28 protein-coding genes and 1 pseudogene are annotated in these 22061 nt (G+C 59.8%); 14 read left to right on the top strand and 15 right to left on the bottom strand.

The window, feature by feature from the left end; all coding sequences use genetic code 11:
• Positions 1-28 precede the first annotated feature (28 nt).
• From DARO_RS11715 to DARO_RS11740, 6 genes are read left to right on the top strand one after another with little or no spacing between them, the layout of a single operon-like run.
• On the top strand, positions 29-289 hold the full coding sequence (locus DARO_RS11715) for a hypothetical protein (protein ID WP_011288011.1): 261 nt from the start codon (positions 29-31) through the stop codon (positions 287-289).
• Between the two features lie 49 nt (positions 290-338).
• Positions 339-581 (top strand): hypothetical protein, encoded by a 243-nt coding sequence (locus DARO_RS23105; RefSeq protein ID WP_041224366.1) that lies wholly within the window; start codon positions 339-341, stop codon positions 579-581.
• 25 nt (positions 582-606) lie between these two features.
• Entirely contained in the window at positions 607-1935 is a 1329-nt protein-coding gene (locus DARO_RS11725; protein WP_011288012.1) for an HD-GYP domain-containing protein, read from the top strand.
• A complete protein-coding gene (locus DARO_RS11730) occupies positions 1932-2435 on the top strand; it encodes a YHS domain-containing protein (protein ID WP_011288013.1) in 504 nt (167 codons plus the stop codon). The genes DARO_RS11725 and DARO_RS11730 overlap by 4 nt, the downstream gene beginning before the upstream one ends.
• A 27-nt stretch (positions 2436-2462) precedes the next feature.
• Entirely contained in the window at positions 2463-2723 is a 261-nt protein-coding gene (locus tag DARO_RS11735; protein WP_011288014.1) for a DUF2933 domain-containing protein, read from the top strand.
• Positions 2720-3370 carry a methyltransferase family protein gene (locus DARO_RS11740; protein ID WP_011288015.1) on the top strand — a complete coding sequence of 217 codons (651 nt, stop codon included), beginning with the start codon at positions 2720-2722 and terminating at the stop codon, positions 3368-3370. The genes DARO_RS11735 and DARO_RS11740 overlap by 4 nt, the downstream gene beginning before the upstream one ends.
• Before the next feature lie 116 nt (positions 3371-3486).
• On the opposite strand, the gene DARO_RS11745 is transcribed toward DARO_RS11740, so the two are convergent.
• From DARO_RS11745 to DARO_RS11775, 7 genes are all read right to left on the bottom strand, one after another.
• On the bottom strand, positions 3487-4191 hold the full coding sequence (locus DARO_RS11745; RefSeq protein ID WP_011288016.1) for a cytochrome c biogenesis CcdA family protein: 705 nt from the start codon (positions 4189-4191) through the stop codon (positions 3487-3489).
• A 3-nt stretch (positions 4192-4194) separates the two neighbouring features.
• Positions 4195-4602, bottom strand: coding sequence for a thioredoxin family protein (locus DARO_RS11750; protein ID WP_198134029.1), 408 nt, complete (start codon positions 4600-4602; stop codon positions 4195-4197).
• The gene (locus DARO_RS21755; RefSeq protein WP_011288018.1) at positions 4599-5741 is read right to left on the bottom strand and encodes a tetrahydromethanopterin S-methyltransferase subunit A; all 1143 of its coding nucleotides are present in this window, start codon (positions 5739-5741) and stop codon (positions 4599-4601) included. Before DARO_RS21755 ends, DARO_RS11750 begins: the two co-directional genes overlap by 4 nt.
• Positions 5738-6121, bottom strand: coding sequence for a metalloregulator ArsR/SmtB family transcription factor (locus DARO_RS11760; protein WP_157037202.1), 384 nt, complete (start codon positions 6119-6121; stop codon positions 5738-5740). Before DARO_RS11760 ends, DARO_RS21755 begins: the two co-directional genes overlap by 4 nt.
• Before the next feature lie 173 nt (positions 6122-6294).
• On the bottom strand, positions 6295-6477 hold the full coding sequence (locus DARO_RS11765) for a hypothetical protein (RefSeq protein WP_041224367.1): 183 nt from the start codon (positions 6475-6477) through the stop codon (positions 6295-6297).
• Between the two features lie 15 nt (positions 6478-6492).
• Positions 6493-6771 carry a periplasmic Cu(I)/Cu(II)-binding protein CopK gene (gene copK, locus DARO_RS11770; RefSeq protein ID WP_011288020.1) on the bottom strand — a complete coding sequence of 93 codons (279 nt, stop codon included), beginning with the start codon at positions 6769-6771 and terminating at the stop codon, positions 6493-6495.
• A gap of 109 nt (positions 6772-6880) precedes the next feature.
• The gene (locus tag DARO_RS11775; protein WP_011288021.1) at positions 6881-7270 is read right to left on the bottom strand and encodes a CzcE family metal-binding protein; all 390 of its coding nucleotides are present in this window, start codon (positions 7268-7270) and stop codon (positions 6881-6883) included.
• Between the two features lie 292 nt (positions 7271-7562).
• Between DARO_RS11775 and DARO_RS11785 the strand changes: the two genes are divergently transcribed.
• Positions 7563-8689 (top strand): IS3 family transposase gene (locus tag DARO_RS11785; protein WP_497462969.1). Its coding sequence is split into 2 segments (ribosomal slippage): positions 7563-7821 and positions 7821-8689, totalling 1128 coding nucleotides; the frame shifts between segments, so codons are not numbered across the junction.
• A 273-nt stretch (positions 8690-8962) separates the two neighbouring features.
• Here DARO_RS11785 and DARO_RS11790 read toward each other — a convergent pair.
• Positions 8963-9733 carry an AcaB family transcriptional regulator gene (locus DARO_RS11790; RefSeq protein WP_011288022.1) on the bottom strand — a complete coding sequence of 257 codons (771 nt, stop codon included), beginning with the start codon at positions 9731-9733 and terminating at the stop codon, positions 8963-8965.
• A 543-nt stretch (positions 9734-10276) separates the two neighbouring features.
• Here DARO_RS11790 and DARO_RS11795 point away from each other — a divergent pair.
• The 6 genes from DARO_RS11795 (at position 10277) to DARO_RS11820 (ending at position 15556) form a co-directional block, all read left to right on the top strand.
• Positions 10277-10855 (top strand): hypothetical protein, encoded by a 579-nt coding sequence (locus tag DARO_RS11795; RefSeq protein ID WP_011288023.1) that lies wholly within the window; start codon positions 10277-10279, stop codon positions 10853-10855.
• Positions 10856-10918: 63 nt separating this feature from the next.
• On the top strand, positions 10919-11176 hold the full coding sequence (locus DARO_RS11800; protein ID WP_011288024.1) for a hypothetical protein: 258 nt from the start codon (positions 10919-10921) through the stop codon (positions 11174-11176).
• A gap of 10 nt (positions 11177-11186) precedes the next feature.
• Complete coding sequence (locus DARO_RS11805; protein ID WP_011288025.1) at positions 11187-11516, top strand: hypothetical protein; 330 nt, start codon at positions 11187-11189, stop codon at positions 11514-11516.
• Positions 11517-11588: 72 nt separating this feature from the next.
• Positions 11589-13217, top strand: coding sequence for an ATP-binding protein (locus DARO_RS11810; RefSeq protein WP_041224368.1), 1629 nt, complete (start codon positions 11589-11591; stop codon positions 13215-13217).
• A complete protein-coding gene (locus DARO_RS11815) occupies positions 13204-14214 on the top strand; it encodes a DUF7146 domain-containing protein (RefSeq protein WP_011288027.1) in 1011 nt (336 codons plus the stop codon). Before DARO_RS11810 ends, DARO_RS11815 begins: the two co-directional genes overlap by 14 nt.
• Before the next feature lie 277 nt (positions 14215-14491).
• A complete protein-coding gene (locus tag DARO_RS11820) occupies positions 14492-15556 on the top strand; it encodes a DUF932 domain-containing protein (protein WP_011288028.1) in 1065 nt (354 codons plus the stop codon).
• Between the two features lie 166 nt (positions 15557-15722).
• Here the strand turns inward: DARO_RS11820 and DARO_RS11825 are convergent, their stop codons facing one another.
• A complete protein-coding gene (locus tag DARO_RS11825; protein ID WP_198134030.1) occupies positions 15723-16523 on the bottom strand; it encodes a GGDEF domain-containing protein in 801 nt (266 codons plus the stop codon).
• Between the two features lie 175 nt (positions 16524-16698).
• Here DARO_RS11825 and DARO_RS11830 point away from each other — a divergent pair, with 175 nt between their 5' ends.
• The gene (locus DARO_RS11830; protein ID WP_011288030.1) at positions 16699-16941 is read left to right on the top strand and encodes a helix-turn-helix domain-containing protein; all 243 of its coding nucleotides are present in this window, start codon (positions 16699-16701) and stop codon (positions 16939-16941) included.
• Positions 16942-16999: 58 nt separating this feature from the next.
• Here DARO_RS11830 and DARO_RS11835 read toward each other — a convergent pair.
• The 6 genes and pseudogenes from DARO_RS11835 to DARO_RS11860 form a co-directional block, all read right to left on the bottom strand.
• Positions 17000-18216: pseudogene (locus DARO_RS11835) on the bottom strand (Tn3 family transposase); the annotation flags it as partial.
• 13 nt (positions 18217-18229) lie between these two features.
• A complete protein-coding gene (locus tag DARO_RS11840) occupies positions 18230-18664 on the bottom strand; it encodes an EamA family transporter (protein WP_011288031.1) in 435 nt (144 codons plus the stop codon).
• A 62-nt stretch (positions 18665-18726) separates the two neighbouring features.
• The gene (locus DARO_RS11845; protein ID WP_011288032.1) at positions 18727-20142 is read right to left on the bottom strand and encodes an ATP-binding protein; all 1416 of its coding nucleotides are present in this window, start codon (positions 20140-20142) and stop codon (positions 18727-18729) included.
• Entirely contained in the window at positions 20118-20783 is a 666-nt protein-coding gene (locus DARO_RS11850) for a response regulator (protein WP_011288033.1), read from the bottom strand. The genes DARO_RS11845 and DARO_RS11850 overlap by 25 nt, the downstream gene beginning before the upstream one ends.
• A gap of 25 nt (positions 20784-20808) precedes the next feature.
• Positions 20809-21567 (bottom strand): membrane protein, encoded by a 759-nt coding sequence (locus DARO_RS11855; protein ID WP_011288034.1) that lies wholly within the window; start codon positions 21565-21567, stop codon positions 20809-20811.
• A 19-nt stretch (positions 21568-21586) separates the two neighbouring features.
• Positions 21587-22039 carry a hypothetical protein gene (locus DARO_RS11860; RefSeq protein ID WP_011288035.1) on the bottom strand — a complete coding sequence of 151 codons (453 nt, stop codon included), beginning with the start codon at positions 22037-22039 and terminating at the stop codon, positions 21587-21589.
• Positions 22040-22061: the final 22 nt, after the last annotated feature.

Here is a 22061-nt window from a genome sequence, read left to right on the forward strand (position 1 = left end):
TTTCCAGCCACCATTTTGGAGAACCACCATGAAACTGCAATCCGCACTCTCAGCCGTTCTGTTCGCAACCGTTGCTGCACTATCGCTCGGTGCTCAGGCCGCTGATGCCGAAAAAGCCGCTCCTGCCGCCGAAATGAAGGCCGACCAGGGCACGAAGGCCGCCAAGCCGCATTCGCATATGCAAGAAAAGACGGGCATCGAGCAGAAAGCCCCGGCTGCCGCTGAGCCAGCAAAGAAGGATGCCTCGAAGGACAAGAAGAAACACTATCACCCGCGCGACGGGAAATAAGTCCCTTGCCTTCAGCCCTTCAAATTCACGGGGCGATCGGTCCGCACCCATGGGCAACGACAACATCCGGCAGCATGGCAACCTTTGCACATGCAGGCTGTTGGCAGAGGTCATGGGGTGCGACCCTAAGACAATACGCTTTGAGTATTGCAGAACAGTTTTAATGGAACACTGGCATCTTGAATGCAACCATGGCTGTCAGCATGGCGTGCCGCAATTCAAAAATAGCGACAAATGGCGGGACGTCGGCCCGATTGATCCGATCAAGGCAATTCTCATAAAAAACGAATAGGCCGCTCCGCGACCAGGAGAGCAAAATGAGTCTGCCAAGCGCACCGCACCAACTGAACCGAATGCTCGCCATTCGGCTGTGCGTTGCGGCGCTCGTCATCGGCGCGGCAGCCGGCATCGTGGCGTATCAGGTTGAAACGCGGCGTGTCGAATCCATTGTCCTCGAACTAGCAGCTGGTGGGGCACGCCACCTGGAGTCACCGGCCATGCAGGTCCTATCCCGGGGAGAGTCCCCGGAAAACCACAGCGCCTTGACTGCCCTGTTGGACAAGAACAACTTTGTTGGCATACGGGTTTTCGACGTCAAAAAAGAACTTGTCTACGAAACGTGGACAACCCTGCCGCCTGGCGTTGCCGACGGACTCCGGTTGCGCCGGCACGACTGGCCGGCTCTGGGCAGGGATCATCGCAATAGAATCCACATCGGCAACGAGCACCTGATTCAGGTGATCATTCCCTTAGCCAAAGAGTCCGGCGGCCTGGATGGCTATCTGGAAGGAACGTACCGCATCGATGAGGGAACGCTCGCCAACCAGAAACAGCAGATCCTGGATGGCGTCCTTACGGCAGTTGTCGCGGTATTTTCCACGGCCTTGCTGCTGTACCCCCTCCTACTCGGTCTCCTTCGGCATGCAACAAGATTGTCTCGGCGCCTGCTTGACTCCAACCTGTCCATTATCCGGTCCCTCGGCAATGCAGTCGCCAAGCGCGACTCTGACACCGACGCACACAACTACCGCGTCACTCTCTACGCCGTGGCGCTCGCTGAGAAACTGCACTGGCCAAAAGGTGAGATTGCCCACCTGATTGCCGGCGCCTTCCTTCACGACGTGGGCAAGATCGGCATCCCTGACCACATACTGCTCAAACCGGGAAAGTTGACCGACGAGGAGTTCGAGATCATGAAAACCCATGCACTTCTCGGCCTCGACATCGTCGCCGGCAATGCGTGGATGAACGCCACCCCGGTCATTCGCAATCACCATGAACGCTTCGATGGCTCTGGCTATCCGGATGGGCTGTGTGGGATGGAGATTCCACCTGGGGCAAGGCTGTTCGCCGTCGTGGATGTGTTCGACGCCCTCGTCTCGGCACGCCCCTACAAAGCCCCGATACCTTTCGAAAAGGCCCTGGCGCTGATCGAGAATGAGTCGGGCCGGCATTTCGATCCGGAGATCGTTATTGCTTTCAGCGGCATCATCGGTCGCCTTCACCAGGAGGTCGCTATGGTCAGCGAAGTTGAACTACACGCCCAACTGCGTTCGGCCATTTTTCGCTATTTCAATACGGATGCGGAGGCTGACGGCACAGGGGCATCGTTCGTTTCTGCCATCGCTGAAGGAGCACCATCATGACAAAAGCTATGACTACAAGCCGCGATCCGGTGTGCGGAATGAATGTCGAGGTTGCCCAGTCCAGTTTGTTCTCCACCCATCGGGGCATCGTCTACCACTTCTGTTCGGCCCAGTGCCTAGAACGGTTCAACGACATACCGGCGCTCTATACCGGGTCGCAGCGTATCGCCGACATCCGGCCCATCCCGAAGAGACGCAAGCTCCGATTGGCGGACAGCAGCGAATTGGACGTTTGGCGCGCCTGCCAGCGTCTGGGTGAAATGATGGGCGTGGTCAAGGTCGCGGCGGAGAACGGCTGCCTGCTGGTCGAATACGATTTGCGACAGACCATCCTGTCCCAAATTGAGGCGGTCGCCGCCGCCGAAGGCTTGAAATTCAAAGAAGGCCTCCACGGGCTCAGACGGCGTCTCTGGAAATACCTCGAAGCCGGAGAATTGGAAAACGCAGCGCATCCCAGCAGTGGGGCGTGCTGCAACCGCCCACCGGTCAGACTTCGCTGACTGAACCCGCGAAAAAGGAGAGCAATCATGGCTGACGAAATCCGTAGAGAACAGCAAACGGAGCAGAACCGCGATCACCGCTATGAACGGCGGGTGAAGTGGGGCTGGTGGTTTTTCGCCGTGATTGCCCTGTTCTATCTATTGACCGAGCACCGGGCGCATTTATTCGGGATCTTGCCCTATCTCTTTCTTCTGGCCTGCCCGCTGATGCATTTTTTCATGCATGGCCGACACGGCGGGCATGGCGGACATGGGCACCCTGATGGCAATGAGGAGGCTAAAAAATGAACGCTGCCAGCGGAGATTACGGACTATGGTCCTTAGTGGCGATCAACTCGGCATTCTTCATTCTGTTCGCCGCCAGTTTTTTCAAGCCCCGTACGCGCCAAGACTGGCGCACCCTGGGTATGTTCTCGGCCTTCGTCGTCGCCCTGTTCACGGAGATGTATGGATTCCCTCTGACCCTCTACCTGTTGTCGGGTTGGCTCACTGAACGGTTTCCCGGGATCAACTGGTTGTCCCACGATGCGGGGCATCTGCCGGAGATGCTGTTTGGCTGGAAGGCAAATCCCCACTTTGGCCCCTTCCATCTGCTGTCCAACGTGTTCATCATTGGCGGATTCTGGCTTCTCGCCACAGCTTGGCCTGTTCTTTACAACGCCCAGAAGACTGGAAGCCTGGCTTTGTCCGGCCCCTATGCGCGCATCCGGCATCCACAGTACGCGGCATTCATTCTGGTCATGATCGGTTTCCTGCTTCAATGGCCGACCCTGATCACCTTGATCCTGTTCCCGATCCTCGTGGTGATCTACGTCCGCCTGGCGCACCGCGAGGAGGCGCAAGCACTACTGGCTTTCGGCGAGGTTTATCGTATCTATATGGCCAAAACGCCGGGATGGTGGCCAAATTTGAGCGTTAACAAAGCACCGCGCTGAAGAATTACGGACAAATCCGTCAGCGACAAAATACAACGCCGAACTTTCGTTTCGGCCACTACGCAGCAGCGCCAAGTCTCATCGTACGATTTTTTCGAATTCTGTGGGGACGCCGATTACGTTTTCCATAGCAGGAACAGGCCAAGGACGACGAGCATGCCACCTAGGATCGCATTCACGGCGCGCCGGGCGCGAGACGAAATAAGCCGTTGACCCATGAGATGGGCGCCTCGCGCAACGGCGAGCAAGGGCAATCCGGCACCGAGGCCGTAAAGGAACATCAACGCCGCCCCGTAGCGCGGGCTGCCGCTCATGGCGATGGCACTGAGGATGCCGATGAGGATGGGGGTCGCGCAGGGCGCAATGGCCAGGGTGAAGAGGAAGCCGACCACGAAGGCGTGGCCCATCCGGGGGACGAATTGCTTCAGAGGCGAGGTGCGGGACAGCCAGGGAACGTATAAGGCCGGATGCAGCCGGATCACGCCAAGGAGATCGAGTCCCATCACGAAGGGCAACACCGCGAGGAACAGCCGCAGGGGCACTGGCAGCTGTCCAAAGACCCAGCCAAACGAAGCCGTCGCCACGCCCATGACGGTCGTGGCGGTGGCCATGCCGGCTATGAAGGCGAAGGCGATCCGGCCCGACTTGGCGCCGGCTTCCGGGTGCAGCCCAGTTTGTCCCAGGTAGCCGAGGGCGGCGGGGTACATGGGCAGGCAACAGGGATTGAGGGCGGTGGCCAATCCGCCCAAGAGGACCAGTGGAATCAGGAGCGGCGAGCCGCTTTGCAGCCAGGGCGTCAGCCAGTCGGCAAAGCTGTCCACAGCCTACTCGCGCAGCAGGGTTTCGGCGTTGGCGAGAGATTGCCGTAGCGCGGCCTGTACAGCAGCGCTCTCACCGATGATGCGCTTGCGCTCGCGGCCGGCACCATCCACAAAGACCACCGTGGGCAGGAAACGCACCTTGTACGCCTGGATCAGAGGGTTCTCAGGCGACCAATCGACCCTGGTCACGCCAACACGACCGGCGTAACGCGCTTCGGCCTCTTCCACGATCCGGGCGATGGCCTGGCAGCTGGCACTGTCGTCGCCCTTGAAGAAGACGATGCGAGGGCCGGTGGCTGCTGTCTCCAAGGCCGCCGACTGGGGTTGCTGCGGCCATTTGGCCCAGCCGAGTGCGGCCACGGCCGCGAGAACGACCAAGAAGAGCGCACGGCGCATTCTTGTTCCTTTCAATGACAGGCACCCGAGCAGCCACACTTGGCCACCGGTGCGGGGGCTTCGATTTCTCCGGGCGCCCGATCCTGCGCGTAGTCGTGCCCGTCCCGGAGCGCGGCTTCCGCCCGGGCGAGTTCCCGGCCCAGGTAGGCCGCGTGATCCAGTCGGGAGATCAGTCCTTCTTCGATCACCGTGCTATAAAGTGCGGTCGGCGTCGTCCCCTCGATCACCCGGGTCAAGGTGCCGCTGTTGGCGTAGTGCTCCAGTACCAAGCGGCTTCGTCGCCGGTCGGGGTAGAGGACCAGGTAGCCGGCCGGGTCGGACACCAAACGGCTGGGTTCTTCCGCCTGCCGGACCGGGATCGCGGGTAGGTCGGTGAAAATTTCCGGCGCCGGCCCGGGGTCGTCAGCGGCTGCCCTGGCAATCTCGGCGGCAATGCCTTCCAGATCGGTCATCCCGATGCAGTCCACCACCTGCACTTGCCGCCGGAACGCCTCGACATGCTCCGGGGGCACGTTCTTGATTACCGGACGCTTGCCCTCGGCGCCGCGAATACGGCCGCCATCTTCCAGGCCGTTCCGCATCAAGGCCACGAGGGACTGGCCCGGCAGGTGGCCGATGGCTTTCCTGGTGTCCTCGCCGCAAACTATGAGGAAGCGGATATGGGGATTGGGCAGCAGGTTGCGGATCAGGTGCTCGATGCCGAGGTTTTCGGTATGCAGGCTCCCGACAACGGCAAGTCCCGGCGCCTGGGTGGCGGTCAGGCGGACCACTAGGTCATCCGAGTTGAGGGTGCAGACCGCCACCGGCGCCTGGTAGCGTACGACGTGATAGTCCCCCGGCAGCGGCGGCCAGCCTTCACGCTCCTGCGGTTCGGCGGTCGCGCAGTGAGCAGTCTCTGCCACCGCCGGATCGATCTCCGCTGCGGCGTTGGTGGCCACCGCCGGCCAGCACACCTCGCAGCCAAGGCATTCATAGCGCTTGGGCTCGAAGAGGTTCCGTGCTTCCGCGATCAGCTCGGGCAGCACCGCCCGAATACGCGGCGAGTTCTCCAGCGCCTGCACCGTATCCTGGAAGCAGCCACAGCGGTGGCACTTGGTCGCCGCCATGGCCAGGTGCATCTGCTCCTGTATGGCGTCGAGTCCAGGCGTACTCATGCGATACGTTCCTCAAGCAGGCACAGGTCGCCCTTCAGGGCTTCGAGGAGCCCCGGGCTGTTCAGGCGGTAATAAACCATCTTCCCGTCGTTGCGCATGGCGAGCCAGCCCTGGTCACGGAGCAGCTTCAGTTGATGAGAGGTGGCTGCGACAGTGAGGCCCAGCACATGGGCCACGTCACAGACGCACAATTCGCCCTGGGCAAGAGCCAGGAGAATCTTGAGGCGCGTGACGTTGCCCAGAAGCTTGTAGAGTTCAGCGAGCTGCGGCAATGCCGCTTCGTCCTCGGCGAGTGCAGCCTTGATGCGGGCGACTTTCTCCTGCTCGAAGCAGGTGACGTTGCACATCGGACTCTCGATCACGTTGGCTGCCGGTTTCAAGACCACCTCTCATTTAGACGTTTGCGAAAATGATATGATGACATAGACACGCAGGCAAGGGTCGGGTTCCGCAAAAAGGTAACCGCCCTGCGAGCAGTCATTTCGCAGTGATATCCAGTGGCACGGCCATTGCGCCATGCTGGCCGGGGAGGCTTTTTATGTGATATGCCCGTTCATGCGATCCACTCGCGCCGAGCGGTGCATTCGATGAGTTCACCTTGGCGGATGTGGCACAGAATCAGCGGCGCTTGGCCAAGCTGTCCATGCCAACCTTGCCAGATGATGGGATAAGTACGCCTGGCGTAGCGAAAATGGCCCACCAATGAAAAACGCTCCGTCACCGGAGCGCTGATCATGGCTTTTGAAATTGCTTAGCCGCGATGATCCTTGTGAAGGATATTGTCCAAACGCATGACTTCGTCGCCGTGCATCATGATCTTTTGACCATCCTTGGTTTCCATCACGGCGTCCTGTTTCATGCGCACCGCATGACCCATTTTGTCTTCCATGCCCATCTTGCCGTCCTTGAAGATATAGACCGTCGAGCCATCCTTCAACTCGATCGATTTTTCGACCTGTGCGCCGTCAACCGCGTAAGCCGAAATACCCACGGTGCTCATCGCGACAACCATCAACAGTTTTTTCAGCATTTCTTTCTCCTTGAGAGTTATGAACTTGCATTTCAGATGCTACCTACAGGAACCTGACAGTTCCCCAACGTGGTGATGACAATGGTGTCATCGCCACGTAATCTTTAATTCAGCCGCGGTAGGCCGGGTTCTCGGTGACATACACGGTCACGTCGCCAGCCCCGGGAATGATATTGGCGAGCGGGAACGAGGCCGTGCCGAGCGTATCGAACATCCAGGTGACGCTCTTGCCGCCAACATTGATCCGGATGGTTTCGAGACGCGTCACATTCAGATACTTGGTGCCGCTATCGATAATCACTTCCCGTGCAGCGGTGCCGGATGCGGCGTAACCATAGGGTGCGAGTTGGTTCGTGGTCGGCTGACTCTTGGACTCCGAGACGTGCGAAAGCCAATGTAAACTTTGCCCTTCGGAGGAGTCCTCGTGAGCATAGCTAGTGCCTGTAATGGCAAAGCCGAGAACTGTGGCCAAAATAAATTGGGTAATGTTGGTTTTCATGATTCTCTCCTTGTGACATCGGGTTAATCGTGTCGGACTGATCTCGTCCAACCGTGATGTCATCTTAGGAGTGCGATACCAACAGGAACGTGATCGCGCAATTACATTGTTGAAAGCAACACTGCGTTTCCTGACAGATATGAAATGTCGTCAGAGTGGATTCGCTTGTACTGACTCACAACGCCACCTGATCGTTTCGGCCACAGAGGTGGTCCCGCGAATCAGGACATCCGGTTAAGTGAAATCTCTGCTTCAATGGGCGATGGAAATCGCCTGCCAAGGAGCAGAAGCAATGAGAAGACCTCGCCGTAACCACACAGCCGCCTTCAAGGCCAAAGTGGCGATTGCCGCCCTCAAGGGTGACGAGACGCTGGCCACGTTAGCGGAGAAATTTGATGTTCATCCGAATCAAATCACGCAGTGGAAGACGCAACTGCTCGAGAACGCCTCGGGTGTCTTTGCGACGGCTGCCGAGAAGCAGGCGGCCACGCCGGACCTGAAGGATTTGCATGCAAAGATCGGCCAGCAGGCGTTGGAGATCGATTTTTTGGCCGGCGCGCTCGGTCGCATCGGCGATGCGAGCGCAAAACGATGATCGACAAGGCCCACGATCTGCCTGTCGTCAGGCAAGTCCAGTTGCTTGAACTTTCCCGCTCTTCTGTCTATTACCAGCCGCAGCCCATCCCCGAAGACGATCTTCGGTTGATGCGTCGAATCGATGAACTGCATCTGGAATACCCCTTTGCCGGGGCGCGGATGCTGCGTGACATGCTCAAGTTGGAAGGCCATGGAATCGGCCGCAAGCATGTCGGTACGCTGATGAAGAAGCTCGATATTCAGGCCATCTACCGCAAGGCCAACACCAGCCGGCGCAACCAGGCGCACCGCATCTATCCCTACCTGCTGCGCGACCTCGCCATCGACCGTCCGAATCAGGTCTGGGCCATGGATACGACCTACATCCCAATGCGCCGGGGCTTCGTCTATTTGAGCGCGGTGCTTGATTGGGCCACTCGCCGGGTGCTGGCTTGGCGCCTATCGAACAGTTTGACCTCCGATCCTTGTGTGGATGCCCTGGAAGAAGCCATCATGAAGTACGGCCGACCAGAAATCATGAACACCGACCAAGGCAGCCAATTCACCAGCTCCGCCTTCATTGGCTTGCTTCAGGAGAGCACCATTCAGGTCAGCATGGATGGCAAGGGCTGCTGGCGGGACAACGTCTTCGTTGAGCGCCTCTGGAAATCGGTCAAGTATGAGGAGATTTACCTGCACGGCTACGACACCGTTTCCGAGGTCCGGCAGGCGCTGGCCCGCTATTTCGATTTCTACAATCGCCGTCGCCCGCACTCAACGCTTGACGGGCAAACCCCGGATACGGCTTACTTCAACCAGCCGCTGCTCGCCGCAGCGGCTTAACCCGCAGAGAAATCACTTAAGAAAACCGAATTTCTGTCCAACTGCGCGGGGCCACCTCTGTTAGCAGGCCGGAATCAGCCTGAAGCAGGCATAGAGGCTGCACTGCCTTACGGTTCGCAGTTGGCCTACCTGCGATTCAGTTGTGGCGGTATCGTTGCGTTGCACCTGGTGGATTGCAATCGGAACCACCGGCGGGTTTGCGAATGGAACGGCTGGTGGTTTTCACCGGAATACACAGACCGTGAAGGCCCCTCCATGAAGCAGCCATCGCCCCTAATCGCCAACCAAAGACACGGTGCTTTCGAGGGCTTCCGGCGATCGTGCGCTGGCGTCGGCCTCAATCCGATCGACCGCCGCGTCGCGTTCAGGACCGGGTTCGTCCGCGCCATCCGGTGCACCCACGGCTTCGGCCTCTTGCCGATTTGGCCCGCTGCGGTCTTCGACATCGTGCGCGTCCAGAGCATTCATCCGCCGCCGCAACCCCATCGCAAAGTTTCGCGCACCGTTGGCGACATCGCGCACCTGCCGTTTAAGACCCGCGCGCTGGATGTCGACAGCCTGGGTGGTAATCACCTCGTGAATCTCCAGGGTCTGCAGCAAGGGCATCAGTTGGTCGAGTTTGCCCAGCACCTCCAGGAAGCGTCGACCGATGGACGACAACACATGGACGTCCACATCGAGCGGCACGGTGTCGTAGGTCGCCGTGCTGGTGATGCCATGGACCTTGAATAGCGCTTCGGCACCATCGATGGCTTTATTGAGGTTCTCGGTCACGGTGTCCATCTGGGCTCGAATGGCCTCCTCGACCTTGGCCACGTCCTCGTGGTCGAGCCGCGTGCGGGCGATCACCGAGATGAAGTGGGTGTTGAGTTGCAGCGTGTTGAACAGCCGCGCGAAGAAGCGCTTGCCCTCGGCGCTGGTGAAGCGCGTCGGCATCTTCAGGCTGGCCGCCTCGACGCGTCGGAAGTCGGCCTTGGCCTCCTTGGCGAGAATGCGGGCGTTGACGGCCCCCTGGTCTACCTTGACGATCTGGATCTCCGACATGCCGTGCTCCTCGAAATACCGCGTTCGGAGCGATCATCCGCAGCAGCATGCTCATTCGCCACCGGAAATGGCCGTCACCTGAGGGGCCTTTCGGCATCGGCCCCGATTCGGGCAGGTTTTCGGGATTGACTCGGCAATCCGGCACCGCTACCTTGACGTCATGCAGTAGCTGGCCCTGCATTCAAACAAGGCAAGCCCTGGAGTTTCCTGTCCGTCGCGTATGCCATCGGCTTCACCGGTGCCGCGTGCGCCGACCTTGCCAGCACCGACAAGGGTGTCTGTCGCACCCATGCCATCGAGGCAAGTTTTCGAGGCAGGGGCGAGGCGCTTCCATCCTTCCCTACGCGCCCTTCCCCCGAAAGCCTTCCCCGATCGGTAGCTGGCACACCGATCACGGCGGTTCTCACCGGCCGTTCAAGCCAGCCCTGGAGCTTCTTCCCATAGCGCCGTTCCGCCCGTAGCGGGCCGGCCGTTTCTCACCCCACGGGGGCATTTGCCCCCCGTCGTGGTGCGCGTTGCCTCCAATTTTTCCTGGAGCCAACGATGCTGAATCAGAGCGTATCCCCCCGAGTTTCCCGTCCCACGCCCGTGGGGCCTGTTTTGCCGCGCATTCTTCCCTCCGTCGCGGCCGCCTCGCGCCACCGTCCGGCGGCGATCCCCGATCGTGCCGCCCTGGACGCTTTGCTCGACAACGAGGAGGCGCCCGTCGAATGGAGCGAGGAAGACATCGTCTTCCTGCATTGGCGCCTGCTGCAGGAGGTCAGCCATCTGGCTGATCCCACAACGCCGCTGGAAGAGAAGTTCGACACCCTGCGCTGGGTGTTCAGCGAACGCGAGAAGGACGGCCTGCCGTTCTCCTTTGTAAGTTGCCTGCGCGTCGTCGGCTGCAGTCCGCTGTCGCCGATCGCTTACTGCGGTCGGGTCGACGCGGAGGAAGTGCGCGACTGCATCCGCCACGGCCTGAAGGCCTGGCTCGATGTCTCGCTCGAGCGCTACCCGGACTGGGTGCGCGATGCCGTCGTCCACAACCCCGCATGGGTCGAGGCCCGGCTTGCCAAGAACCCCCAGTGGATCAACGAGCAAATCAAGCGGATGGCGGTACAGGGCGACCTGTTCGCCTGATGCCGTCTCCCATTTTTCGGGCTGGTCGCCAACGCGAAGGCCCTCCCCTTTCAAGGAGTCGTTATGACCACTTTCAAGGATGTCCTGTGCCTGCTGGCAATCTTCGTCGCCTACGGCATCGTCGGACGCATGGATTATGAAGACGCGGTAGGGCTGGAACAGATTATCAAGGAACGGCATCACGCCGACTGTCTGATGACGACGCCAGCCGACCGCGAAGCCCTGGCGCGGATCAACGATCTGCCCTTCGATCCATCTACCCGCCGCACGGACGCAGCCGCGCCCGAAGACGGGCACCCCTGCGCGTCGCGCGTGCTGTGAGGAGGCCGCCATGCATACCCAAACGCGCATCGCGAACGACGCCCTGTCCCTGCTGACCGTCCACGCGCCGGAAGACATCGAGTTCCTAATCAAGGAAAGCGAAGTCCTCACCGGCCGGGCCGGCCGCACCTTCGTAATCGCCGGCGCCGACTGGCTGGCCTACCGGGTGCATTGGCATCCGATCGGCCTGAAAGTCGAACGGCTCGATGCCGAGGGCCGGGTCCTCAGTGGGGTTCATTCCACCCAGCACCTGCTGCCCCGGGAGTTCCTCGGACACAGCCTGATGGAGGCCCTGGCCGCCGGCCAGTTGTTTACCCCGCCGATCCGCCGTCTCGGCTGACCGATCGTTCTGTCCCCCTTGGCGGGCCCGTCCCGCCGGGGCCGGGTGCCGCCTGCACTCATGGAGCACATCATGCAGATACAGGTTCAAATCAACGAGGAAGGCGCGCTGCGCAACCAGCGCTATGCCTTCACCGACCGCTTTACGCTCGTCTCCGAGCTGTTGCAGAACGCCCGCCGTGCCGGGGCGATGCGCATCGAGATCCATTACGACGCCACCACCCAAGTGCTGCGGGTGGAAGACGATGGCCGAGGCCTCGACGACTTCCAAAAGCTCCTGAGCTTCCACGAGTCGGGGTGGGATGCGGCCACCAGTGCCGAGGAGCGCCCTTTCGGGGTGGGCTTCTCGAAGTGCCTGTATGCCGCCACGCGCTGCATCGTCGCCTCAAAGCATCAGCGTGTCGACATCAACACCGCGGCGGCGCTGGCCAAGGCGTCCATCGAGGTGGAGCCCATCACCGAAGCCGTTGCCGGCACACGGATCGAGTTGCACGGCGTTGACCTGCCCGACCTGGGCAATCGCATCGAGAGCTTGTGCCTGGGTTTTCCGGTGGAGGTGGTGTTCAACGGCAAGCCGCTGTTGCGGCGCTTTGCCGCCGCGCATCTGGCGACGATGGCCAGCCCGATGGGCGCGGTCCATCTCACCGGTACGCGGGACGGCAAGTTCAGCTACAACACCCTGGTCTTCCTGCAGGGCTTCTGCGTCATGAAGCCCAACTACTGCCCGTTCGACGAGGTCAATATCGTGCACCTGGATTCGCGCCAGTTCATGGCGCGCCTGCCGGATCGCGACAAGTTGATCGACGAGGACGTACAGAGAAAGCGGATCGATACCGAGTTGAAGGCCTGCTGGCGGCAGACGCTAGAGGTCGCCAAGACCCAACTTTCGCCCGAACGCTTTGTCGCGATCTACTATGCGGCGATGCGCGCCTGGGGACATTGGGACCTGCTCAACGATCTGGATGTACTGCCGGTCGAATTGTTCGACGAAATCGTCGACTATCCGATCCAGGATGACGACCGCAGCTATGTCCGGCAAGTTGCCGTAGCACCCACTCGACATGCCGTCGAGAGCGGCAAAGTGACTCTGGTTTCGCTCGACTGGTTGGGTGACGACAACGCAGCACGCTGGATGCTGGCCCGGGCCAAGGGCTATCTGGTCTTCGACTGGATCGGCCTGAGCTCCGAGCACTGGGCATGGCGCCACGTGCGTTTTCTGGACCAGGAAACAGTGCAGGTCGAAGCGCTCTCCGAACAGATTCGCGTCCAGTTGGAAGGCCGCTGGGTGTGGCCGACAGTGATCCTGTGCGAGAGCGTCATCCTGCGCTCCGCCAAGGACGTGGCCGAGATCACCGACGCGGGCGTCTGCCACGGGGATGTCTTGTACATCCCGGCCGGCGAGACCTCCGGCGAGCCGGTACGTCAGGCCTCGTCCTTTATCGACGAGAACGACCAATTCCTCGCCTCGGACCTGGACGCGGACCGCGACGCGCTGGCGGATTTGATCCGTCGCCTGCGTTCGGTCGATCCGGTGCAGACGCTGGACTCGCTGCTGCAGGAATTGCGGCTGGGCCGGTATCCCCTACTGCACGGCAAGGCCTTCCAGGTCACCGTGGGGGTGGGTGCTGCGCCTGGCCATTCGGTGGCCCTGGTTGCCGAAGCGGGTTCTGCCAACACGGGAGCTGGCCATGCAGGATCGTGAGTACGCGGCCCGCATCGAAGCGGTCAAGCAGCGTGCCCATGGCCGGTGGACGGAAATACTGGCGAGTTTGGGCGTGGATGAACGCATCCTCAAGCGGCGCAACCTGCCTTGCCCCTTGTGCGGTGGCACGGATCGGTTCCAGTACACCGACAAGTTCGGCGAGGGGAACTACCACTGCCGTCAGTGCGGCCCGGGTGGCGGCTTCAAGTTGCTGCAAGCCGTCTTGGGCGTGGACTTCAACACCGCGCTGCGTGACGTCGAGCGCTGCCTGGGGATGATGCCGGTGACGGCACCGTCCCGAAGCTGCGAGCCTTCGGCCGAGCGCATGAAGAAGCTGGCCCAGCGCATCTGGAATGAGGCCAAACCAGTGACGGTGGGCGACGAAGTCGATCGCTACCTGAGCGGACGAGGTCTCGCCCTGCCGGTGTACCCGAAGGTGCTGCGCTTCCACCCTGCCCTAGGCTATTACCAGAAGGAAGCCGCCGGCAAGTCACGCAAGGTGGCCGAGTACCCGGCGATGCTCGCCTGCATCCAGGGTGCCGACGGCCACGCCGTGACGCTGCACCGGACCTATCTGCGGGACGGCGGCAAGCTCGCGGCGCTCGATGCGAAGAAGGTGCTCTCGGCCGGGATCAACGGCGCCGCGGTCCGCTTGTTCGATGCGACCGAGGAACTGGCGATCAGCGAAGGTATCGAGACCGGCCTCGCCTTGCATCTGGCGACCGGCAAACCGGTCTGGGCCGGCCTTAACGCCGGCAATCTGGAGAAGCTGTGGCTGCCGGACACGGTGCGTAAGGTCTGCATCTATGCCGACAACGACGCCGATGGCGACTTTGCCGGCCAGGCCTTTGCGTTTGCCCTGGCGCGTCGACTGAAGCGGGAAGAGAAAAATAGCGGTCGGCGGCAAGTGCGGGTGTTCCTGCCCAAGCATGCCGGCACCGATTGGGCCGATGTCTGGCGCCAATGCCTGGAAGCCCAGGCGCCGCGTGCGGCATGAATGTTTGATGAAGGGTGCGGCCAGTCGGCTGCACCCGCCTTTTCAGCGGCACTGCATCAGGCGGTGACGGTGAAAAGGCCCCTTTGTTTGCCCCACTGGTAGTTGTCACACCAGGCGGCGCCCCACGGCACCGCAAAGACAGCCCTGGAGTTCCGGCGCGATTTCTCGCGCCCTTTCTGGACCGGCAACCGCCGGTCCGTCATCGACCCTGGCGGGGATGCGCTTCCCCCGAGGGGTGATGCCGTCTCCGCTTTTCTTTTCCGAAAAGGAGATTGCTATGAAAAACGGACGTTCACTCATCAGCCTGGCCCAGGAACTGGAGCGCCAGCTGGATTCGAAGAAGGACTTGATCGTGCCCTCGACGCTGGTGCGCCATGCCACCGACGATCTGGGGGCCACCCGACTCGTCATCGAGGAAGGCGGCAGCCCGGTGCACTACGGTGTCACCCCGCTGGCGCGCCGCCAGCTGGCGGACAAGCTGAAGATCCCGTATGCCTACTTCGAGCGCATGCGCGAAAACCAGCCGGCCCTGCTCGATCGCAACGTGAACACCTGGCTGCAGAGCGAGGAAGACCGGCGCATGCTGCGCACCCTGGACGGTCAGGTGCGCGCCGTGTTGTCGGATCGCTACCGCCGCCTGGACAACTTCGACCTGGCCGAGAGCGTGCTGCCCATCCTGCAGCAACTGCCCGAGGTACGTTTCGAATCGGTCGAACTGACCGAGACCAAGATGTACCTCAAATGCATTACGCCACGCCTAAAATACGAGATGGCGCCCGGCGATGTCGTGCAGGCCGGCGTCGTGATCTCGAACTCGGAGGTCGGCCAGGGCACGCTGTCGGTGCAGCCGCTGCTGTTCCGGCTGGTGTGCAGCAATGGCTTGATCGCTGCCGACCGGTCGCTGCGCAAGACCCACGTGGGCCGCGCGCTGGGCACCGAGGACGAACGCATCCAGGTTTACCAGGACGACACCTTGCGCGCCGACGACAAAGCCTTCTTCCTCAAGGTGCGCGACGTCGTGCAGGCGGCGGTTTCGGAAGCGACCTTCCGCCAGACGGCGCAGAAGATGCAGAAGACGCTCAACATCCCGCTGGTGGGCGACCCGGTGAAGACGGTCGAGGTGCTGGCCCAGCGCTACGCCCTGAACGACAGCGAGCGCGCCGGTGTGCTGCGCCATCTGATCACCGAAGGTCAATTGTCGGGCTATGGGCTGGTCAATGCGGTGACGCATTACAGCCAGGAGATCGAGGACTACGATCGCGCGACGGAGTTTGAAGCACTGGGCGGCCGGCTGATCGACTTGCCGGCCCATGAGTGGAAAGGCTTGGCGGAAGCGGCCTGATCCAGAAAATCGTTGAGAGCCGGCCGGGGCCACTGCCCCGGCCGGCTCTCAACTATTCCAGAACACCGTGATACCGACGGCGGCGTGGACATTCCCGGGGACGCGCAGCCCCATGCCAGGAATGGATGATGCTTACCACCACCTTTTCGGCGCTCTCAACCTATCGTCATACTTCGAACACTTCAAGGATCGACCGTCCCTTGCCGGCTTGTTTTGCCATATACATGAGATTGTCGGCGTGTTGGATCGCAATATCCGGGTTTGCCGGTGGAGTGGGAAACACGGCAACACCGATACTGAAAGTCATGCTCCACCCTGTCCGGATAGTCTCTTCCCGCAAACGCACCTCCAGCGTGTCGGCGACGCATTGTGCCCCGCAGGGGTCAGTGTCCGGCAACAAGACGATGAATTCGTCGCCGGAGAGGCGGGACACCAAATCAGTCATTCGCATTGCCCCCTGAAGCGTAGCGGCGACAATTTGCAGGAAATGATCGCCCTCCAGATGACCGCGCCTATCGTTGATCTCTTTGAAGTTGTCGCAATCGATGAACACAAGGGCAAAAGATTGTGAGGTGCGCCGGTGCCGGGCGAGTTCGAGTTTTAGCCGCTCCATGAGCGCCATCCGATTGGCGATTCCGGTCAGTTGATCGCGTCGAACGAACTCGGCCGTCTGGTCTTGGATTTCTCGCAAGCGCGCCGCGAGCACGCCGGCGGCGATAAAAAACGTGAGTGTCGCGAGTTGTTCGGCATAAAACAAAAAGGCGCGGGCGTTGTGGTTTCCGGCCTGGATACTGCTGAAAAAAACGATTATGGCGGCGAGGATGGCAGTTGCGATGCTTGCGCGAAGCCCGACGCGCCAGGCAATCAATACGACGGGGATGAGGTAGAACTGGGGGATGCGCAATTGAACTCGCGTAAGCACATCGAGCGTGGCAATCGCGAGCAATAATATGCCGGCGAGCAACATAGCCCGCATGTGTTCTCCCTGCTTTAATGAACCATCTTTTCTACGGGTCTCTTTGGGCCGTTTTGTCATAAGCAGGGCATTACCATTCCATCGACATCATCCAATACCCCAATTGTGGCCTAAACGGCCCCCGTTTGTAGAATATATTCCGTGGATTGTCAGTCTCTTAAGCACCATGCTTTCGCGCATGGTGACGCCTTTTTCACAACTCCAGCGCCGACTCGCGCGCAATATGCGCCAAGCCCGAATACGACGGGGGTTATCGCAAGAAGCATTAGCCCTCGAAGCGGAAATTGATCGCACTTACGTCTCTCAGATTGAACGCGGCATCGGGAATCCGTCGCTTCGGGTTATGAGCCAACTGTCGTCGGTGCTCGAAACGGAAGTGGATGAACTTCTGAAAGAGATCGGATCGTAAGTCGGGTGGTCATTTCGACCTTTTTTGGATCGTCTCAGAAAACGGAAAAAATCGTACGCTAACCCGGTAGCAGCGGCCGTAGCGGCCTGAATTTCCCTGCGCCGAGTTTGGCGCTGCTGCGCCAGACGTAATCGCAGGTAAGGTGACGTGCTCCCATCCGAGCGGGGATAGGAATTGCAGCAACGCGACATCGTGACCGTTTAGTGCCTGGTGGCCCGCCAGATAGACCGTGTGCCACAGCACGATGGCCGCCATCAACAGGTTCAAGCCGCTGACCCGGTAGCGCTGCTGCTCGAATCTGCGGTCGCGGTTTTCGCCCCGCCGGTTGATGAACACGGCGCGGGCTAGAGCGTTGCGCGCTTCGCCCTTGTTCTGCTCGGCATGCACGCTGCGGCACAACTCAATGCTTTGCAGCCGGTTCAGCGCTCGATGCGCCCCAACTCGCGCAGCGCCACGGCCAGACCGATCTGGCGCGGGTAGCTCCCGAGTTTCCTGAGCATCAGCGAGGCAGTCGCCGTGCCCTGCTTGATCGAGGTGACCAGCCCCAGGATTTCATCCCAATGGGCGCGGACATGCTTGAAGTTGAGTGTACCGTCGATCATGGGTTTCAGCGCGTCATAGGCGGCGTCGCCCTTCGGGATGTACAACTTGGTGTCGCCCAGGTCGCGGATGTGCGGCGCGAAGCGAACGCCCAGAAGGTGCATCAGGGCGAAGACGTGATCGGAGAAACCCGCCGTGTCGGTGTGGTGCTCCTTGATCCACAGGTCAGATCGTGGTACGGCAGGCCGTCGAGGACGTAGGTCGAGTCGCGTACGCCGATGTTTACCACACTGGTGTGGAACGGCGCGTACTGGTCGGAAATGTGGGTGTAGAACAGCCGTCCCGGCTCGCTGCCGTACTTCGGGTTGATGTGGCCGGTGCTCTCGGTCTTGCTCGCCGTCTTGAAGCGCGGGCCGTCCGAGGATGACGTGGTGCCATCGCCCAAGTGCACGGCGAACGGCTGCCGGAACTGGGTGCTCACCAGTTCGGCCAGCGCCGTGGAATAGGTTTCGTCGCGGATATGCCAGGCTTGCAACCAAGCGAGTTTGGCGTAGGTCGTACCGGTCAGCCATCTTGGTCAAGCCCAGGTTGATCGCGTCGGCCAGGATGGTGGTCAGCGGCAGGTTCTTGTCCTTGGCAAGGTCGCCCGATTTCAGATGCGTGAAATGGTGGGTGAAGCTCGTCCACCTCCATCAGCAGTTCAGTGATCTTGATGTGCAACGACAGGATCATAGCTCAATCTGACGCATCAACGCTTGAAGGCCAGCAAGAGAACGCCACCGGCGACCATCGCAATGCCCGACCACTCGCGAAGTGATGGTCGTTCACCCAGAAAGGTGAACGCAAACACAGCCACTAGAACGAGGCTGAACTTGTCAACTGGCGCTACCTTGGACGCATCTCCTATCTTGAGTGCCCGGAAGTAACAGATCCAAGACGCGCCAGTAGCTAGGCCAGACAGCCCAAGAAACAGCCAAGTCTTGGACGAGAGCTCGAAGGGATTGGCCCACTTGCCCGTGTAAACCACGAACACCGACAGTACAACGATGATGATCGCCGTACGGATCAAGGTGGCCAGATCAGAATCGACGCCTTGGATGCCGATCTTGGCAAAAATGGCGGTCAGTGCTGCGAAAACGGCAGACAGAATTGCCCAATAAAACCAGCCGGTAGATGTCGCCATATATTCTCCCTTTGGTGAATTACTGAATTTTGGCTGATTAAAACTTTCCGGTCATACCAAATTCAATCGGCGTCGTGACGTAAAGGACGTTGATTTTCCGTTTTCTGAGGCACCCTTTGAAGTGGTTTAGCCATCGGCACGTGCACGCGGACACACAGGCCGGAATACCTCACTTCGTCTGAGAACCCCAGGTGAATCTCAGCGCCAATTCGGTCCGTGACTGCCTTGACAATGGAAAGGCCCAGACCTGACCCGACTTGATCGCTCCCAAGGGTGCGATAAAACGGGTCAAACACCCGCTCTCGCTCAGTAACTTGAATCCCTGGCCCTGAGTCTTGGATTCTCAGTATTGCGCGGCCTTCCTCCGTGGTGACAGAAAGATCAACCCTGCCACCATCCGGCGTGTATCGAATGGCGTTATCGACTAAATTCTTGACTACGGCAATTACATCCAGTTCGTTCACCCAGAGTTGGGCGTCTTGCTCTCCTTCGACGCCAATGTCGATGTGCTTGTCCTCGGCCAGCGGCATAAGGTCTTCCAGCACGCGTCGATAAACGTGCTGCACCGATACAGGCGACTTGGGTCGGTCGAGTGCAGCCTGAGCCTTGGCCAAGGTGAGAAGTTGATCCAGCAGGTTACGGCCACGCTCTATGCCTCGGCGCAATGTCATGAGACGTTCACGCGCGAGGTCAGACATATCCGCCTGATCCAGTCGCTCCGCTTGCAGTGACAAGGCGGTAAGCGGGGATCGAAGCTCATGCGCCGCATCCGCGACAAACCGGCGCTGGGTTTCCATTGACTGGTCAACGCGGGCAAGCAGACGGTTGATCGCCACCACGAACGGGCGCACTTCGGCAGGAAGATGGCTGTCCTCAATGGGATGTAATTCTTGTTCGGCGCGTTGGTCAATTTCTGCCGACAAAGAAGCAATGGGCCGGAACATCTTGCGCACAAGGTCAGCCACGATCAAAAGCAGGATGGGAACCAAGATAAGAAACGGCATCAATGTGCGCAAGGCGCTGTCGCGTGCAATTTCGTCGCGAACGCCGGTTTCTTGCGCCACGGCAATTCGCTCGCCGTTGGACGTTGTTTTGACCAGCACACGGAACGGCTCGCCGCTGACATCAAGCGTATGCAGACCATCGGGCAGCGTAATCGGTAGTGGCAGCGGTACGCCTGCATCGCCCTTCCCGGCCGCCTTGCCATCATCTGCAAGATATTGAACGACTACACGTGACTCCTCATCGCTGTCTTTGGCGCGGCCATCGTCTCCAAGATGTGCAAGCGGAAGGTGTTGCCGATCAAACAACGCCGCAACTTGGCGCAGCATGTCGTCTTGTAGCTCGTGAGCTTCGTCGAATGCGGAAACGAAGGAAAAGATGCCCGCCACCACCGCAATAACCAAAATGGCTAGCGACAGCGAAAAGGACAGCTTGAACTGAACCGACTCGTTCAGACGTTTTTTGAAACCATCCATCCAACCCCCCTGACATTCTTGATGACTTCGCCGCCCAGCTTGCGCCGCAGTGCATGGATCAGGAATTCGACGGCGTTGCTCTCGACCTCTTCACCCCATCCGTAGATACGGTCTTCCAGATCGCTGCGCGAGAGAATGGCTCCAGGGCGTACCAGCAAGGCTTGCAACAAGGCAAACTCACGATTGGAGAGTTGCACCGAGGCACTGTTGTTGACCGCCGCCTCCCGCGTGGCCGGATCGAGCGACACGACGCCGTTGCTGAGCACGGACGTTGCATTTCCTCCCTTACGTCGTAGCACCGCACGCATGCGGGCCAGCAGTTCGGCCATCTCAAAAGGTTTGAGCAAATAATCATCGGCTCCACCATCCAAGCCGCGCAGTCGATCATTGAGGCCGTCGCGGGCAGTGATGATGAGAAGGGGAACCGGATTGTCTTTGGCGCGAATGCTGGTCAGCACCTCCAACCCATCCTTACCTGGAAGGCCAAGATCGAGCAGCACCAGGTCATAGTGCTGGCAACCCAGTGTCGTGAGGGCAGTTTGGCCGTTCTTTACCCAGTCGGCAGCGTACGAAGCGTCTTTCAGCGCCCCTTGGATGGCTTCGCCAATCATGAAGTCGTCTTCGACCAGCAATACTCGCATTCCTCCTCCAATAGATAACAGTAAATCAGTGCGCCGTTCTGGCAGCTCTTTGCTTGAATAGCAAAATGCTAGTCAAAATGAAGGCAAATAGTGCCGCTGATGCTGAATAACGACTCAGGGCCAGCCCGCCTGCACTGAGCGGCTTATCCAGAAAATCCCCCACCACGGCACCGAGAGGGCGGGTCAAAATGAATGCGGCCCAAAAAAGTAGGGTTCGCGACACATTTGTCCAATAGTAAGCTGCAACGACCAAGGCCAAAAGCCCGCTGAACACAATGGCGCCGCCGGTGTAACCCAATCCTGCCGTATCCGCCGTCCAATCGCCCAGTGCCGTTCCCAAAGTCTGGGAGAACATGATGGTCACCCAATAGAACATCTCGGCCTTCGACGAACTGACCGTGCTAACCGAAACTGAGCCTAGCGTTCGATGCCATATAAATAGTGAACCGAACAACAAAGCCATAAGCAAGGTCGAGCCACCCGCGTACCCAATACCGAGGGATCGGTCAGCATAATCAGCCAGTGTCGTGCCGACCGTGGTGGTTGCAATGATGGTTGTCCAGTAAAGGAATGGCTGAAAGGTCTTGGCCTTGATTTGCGCAAAGACCGCAGCCAAAAATACGGCTGCGAAAATAACCGTACCAATCAAGTAGCCCAAATTCATAGACATCGAAACGGCATCGCCACCTGTTTCACCGAGCGTGGTGGCCGCAATCTTGATGATCCAAAAAACGAGAGTGACCTCTGGGACTTTGCTCAGGGCTTTTTCTGCTGAAATATTCATATTGATTCGTTTTCTCTGGTCAGAGCTTCGCTTGTAGCGAGTCGAAAGTGCTCAATAGATCAGCCATCGCCTTTTTGCAGTCGGTTTGATTGGGTGCATCTGCACGCAGCGCGCTAAGGGCAGGGTCAATGGCCTTGTCGAGCCTGTGCCAGTCATCCGCTGCACGAGGCTTCAAGCCCGCCTCCGCCGAGTCCCATGCAACCTCCAAATCTTTGATCCGTGCTTTCGCTGTTGGCAGATCGCCCTTATCCACGATGACGGAGACGTCTGCGGCGATGTTCCGAAATGCAGACAAATCCCCTAATTTGGACGCGGCCTTTGCCTGCGGCGCGGAGGTGGTCTGACTTGTCGCTATTGAGGCAGAGCCTGCTGTACCGGCGTCGGTGGACTTTGAGCATCCAGCCGCAAGGGCCAAGAGAACGATGGCCGATATTGCAGCAACGGGGCGGATCAGCGAATGATGATGGCGCATGTTTTTTCCTTGAGTTATTGGG

It is taken from the genome of Dechloromonas aromatica RCB (assembly GCF_000012425.1).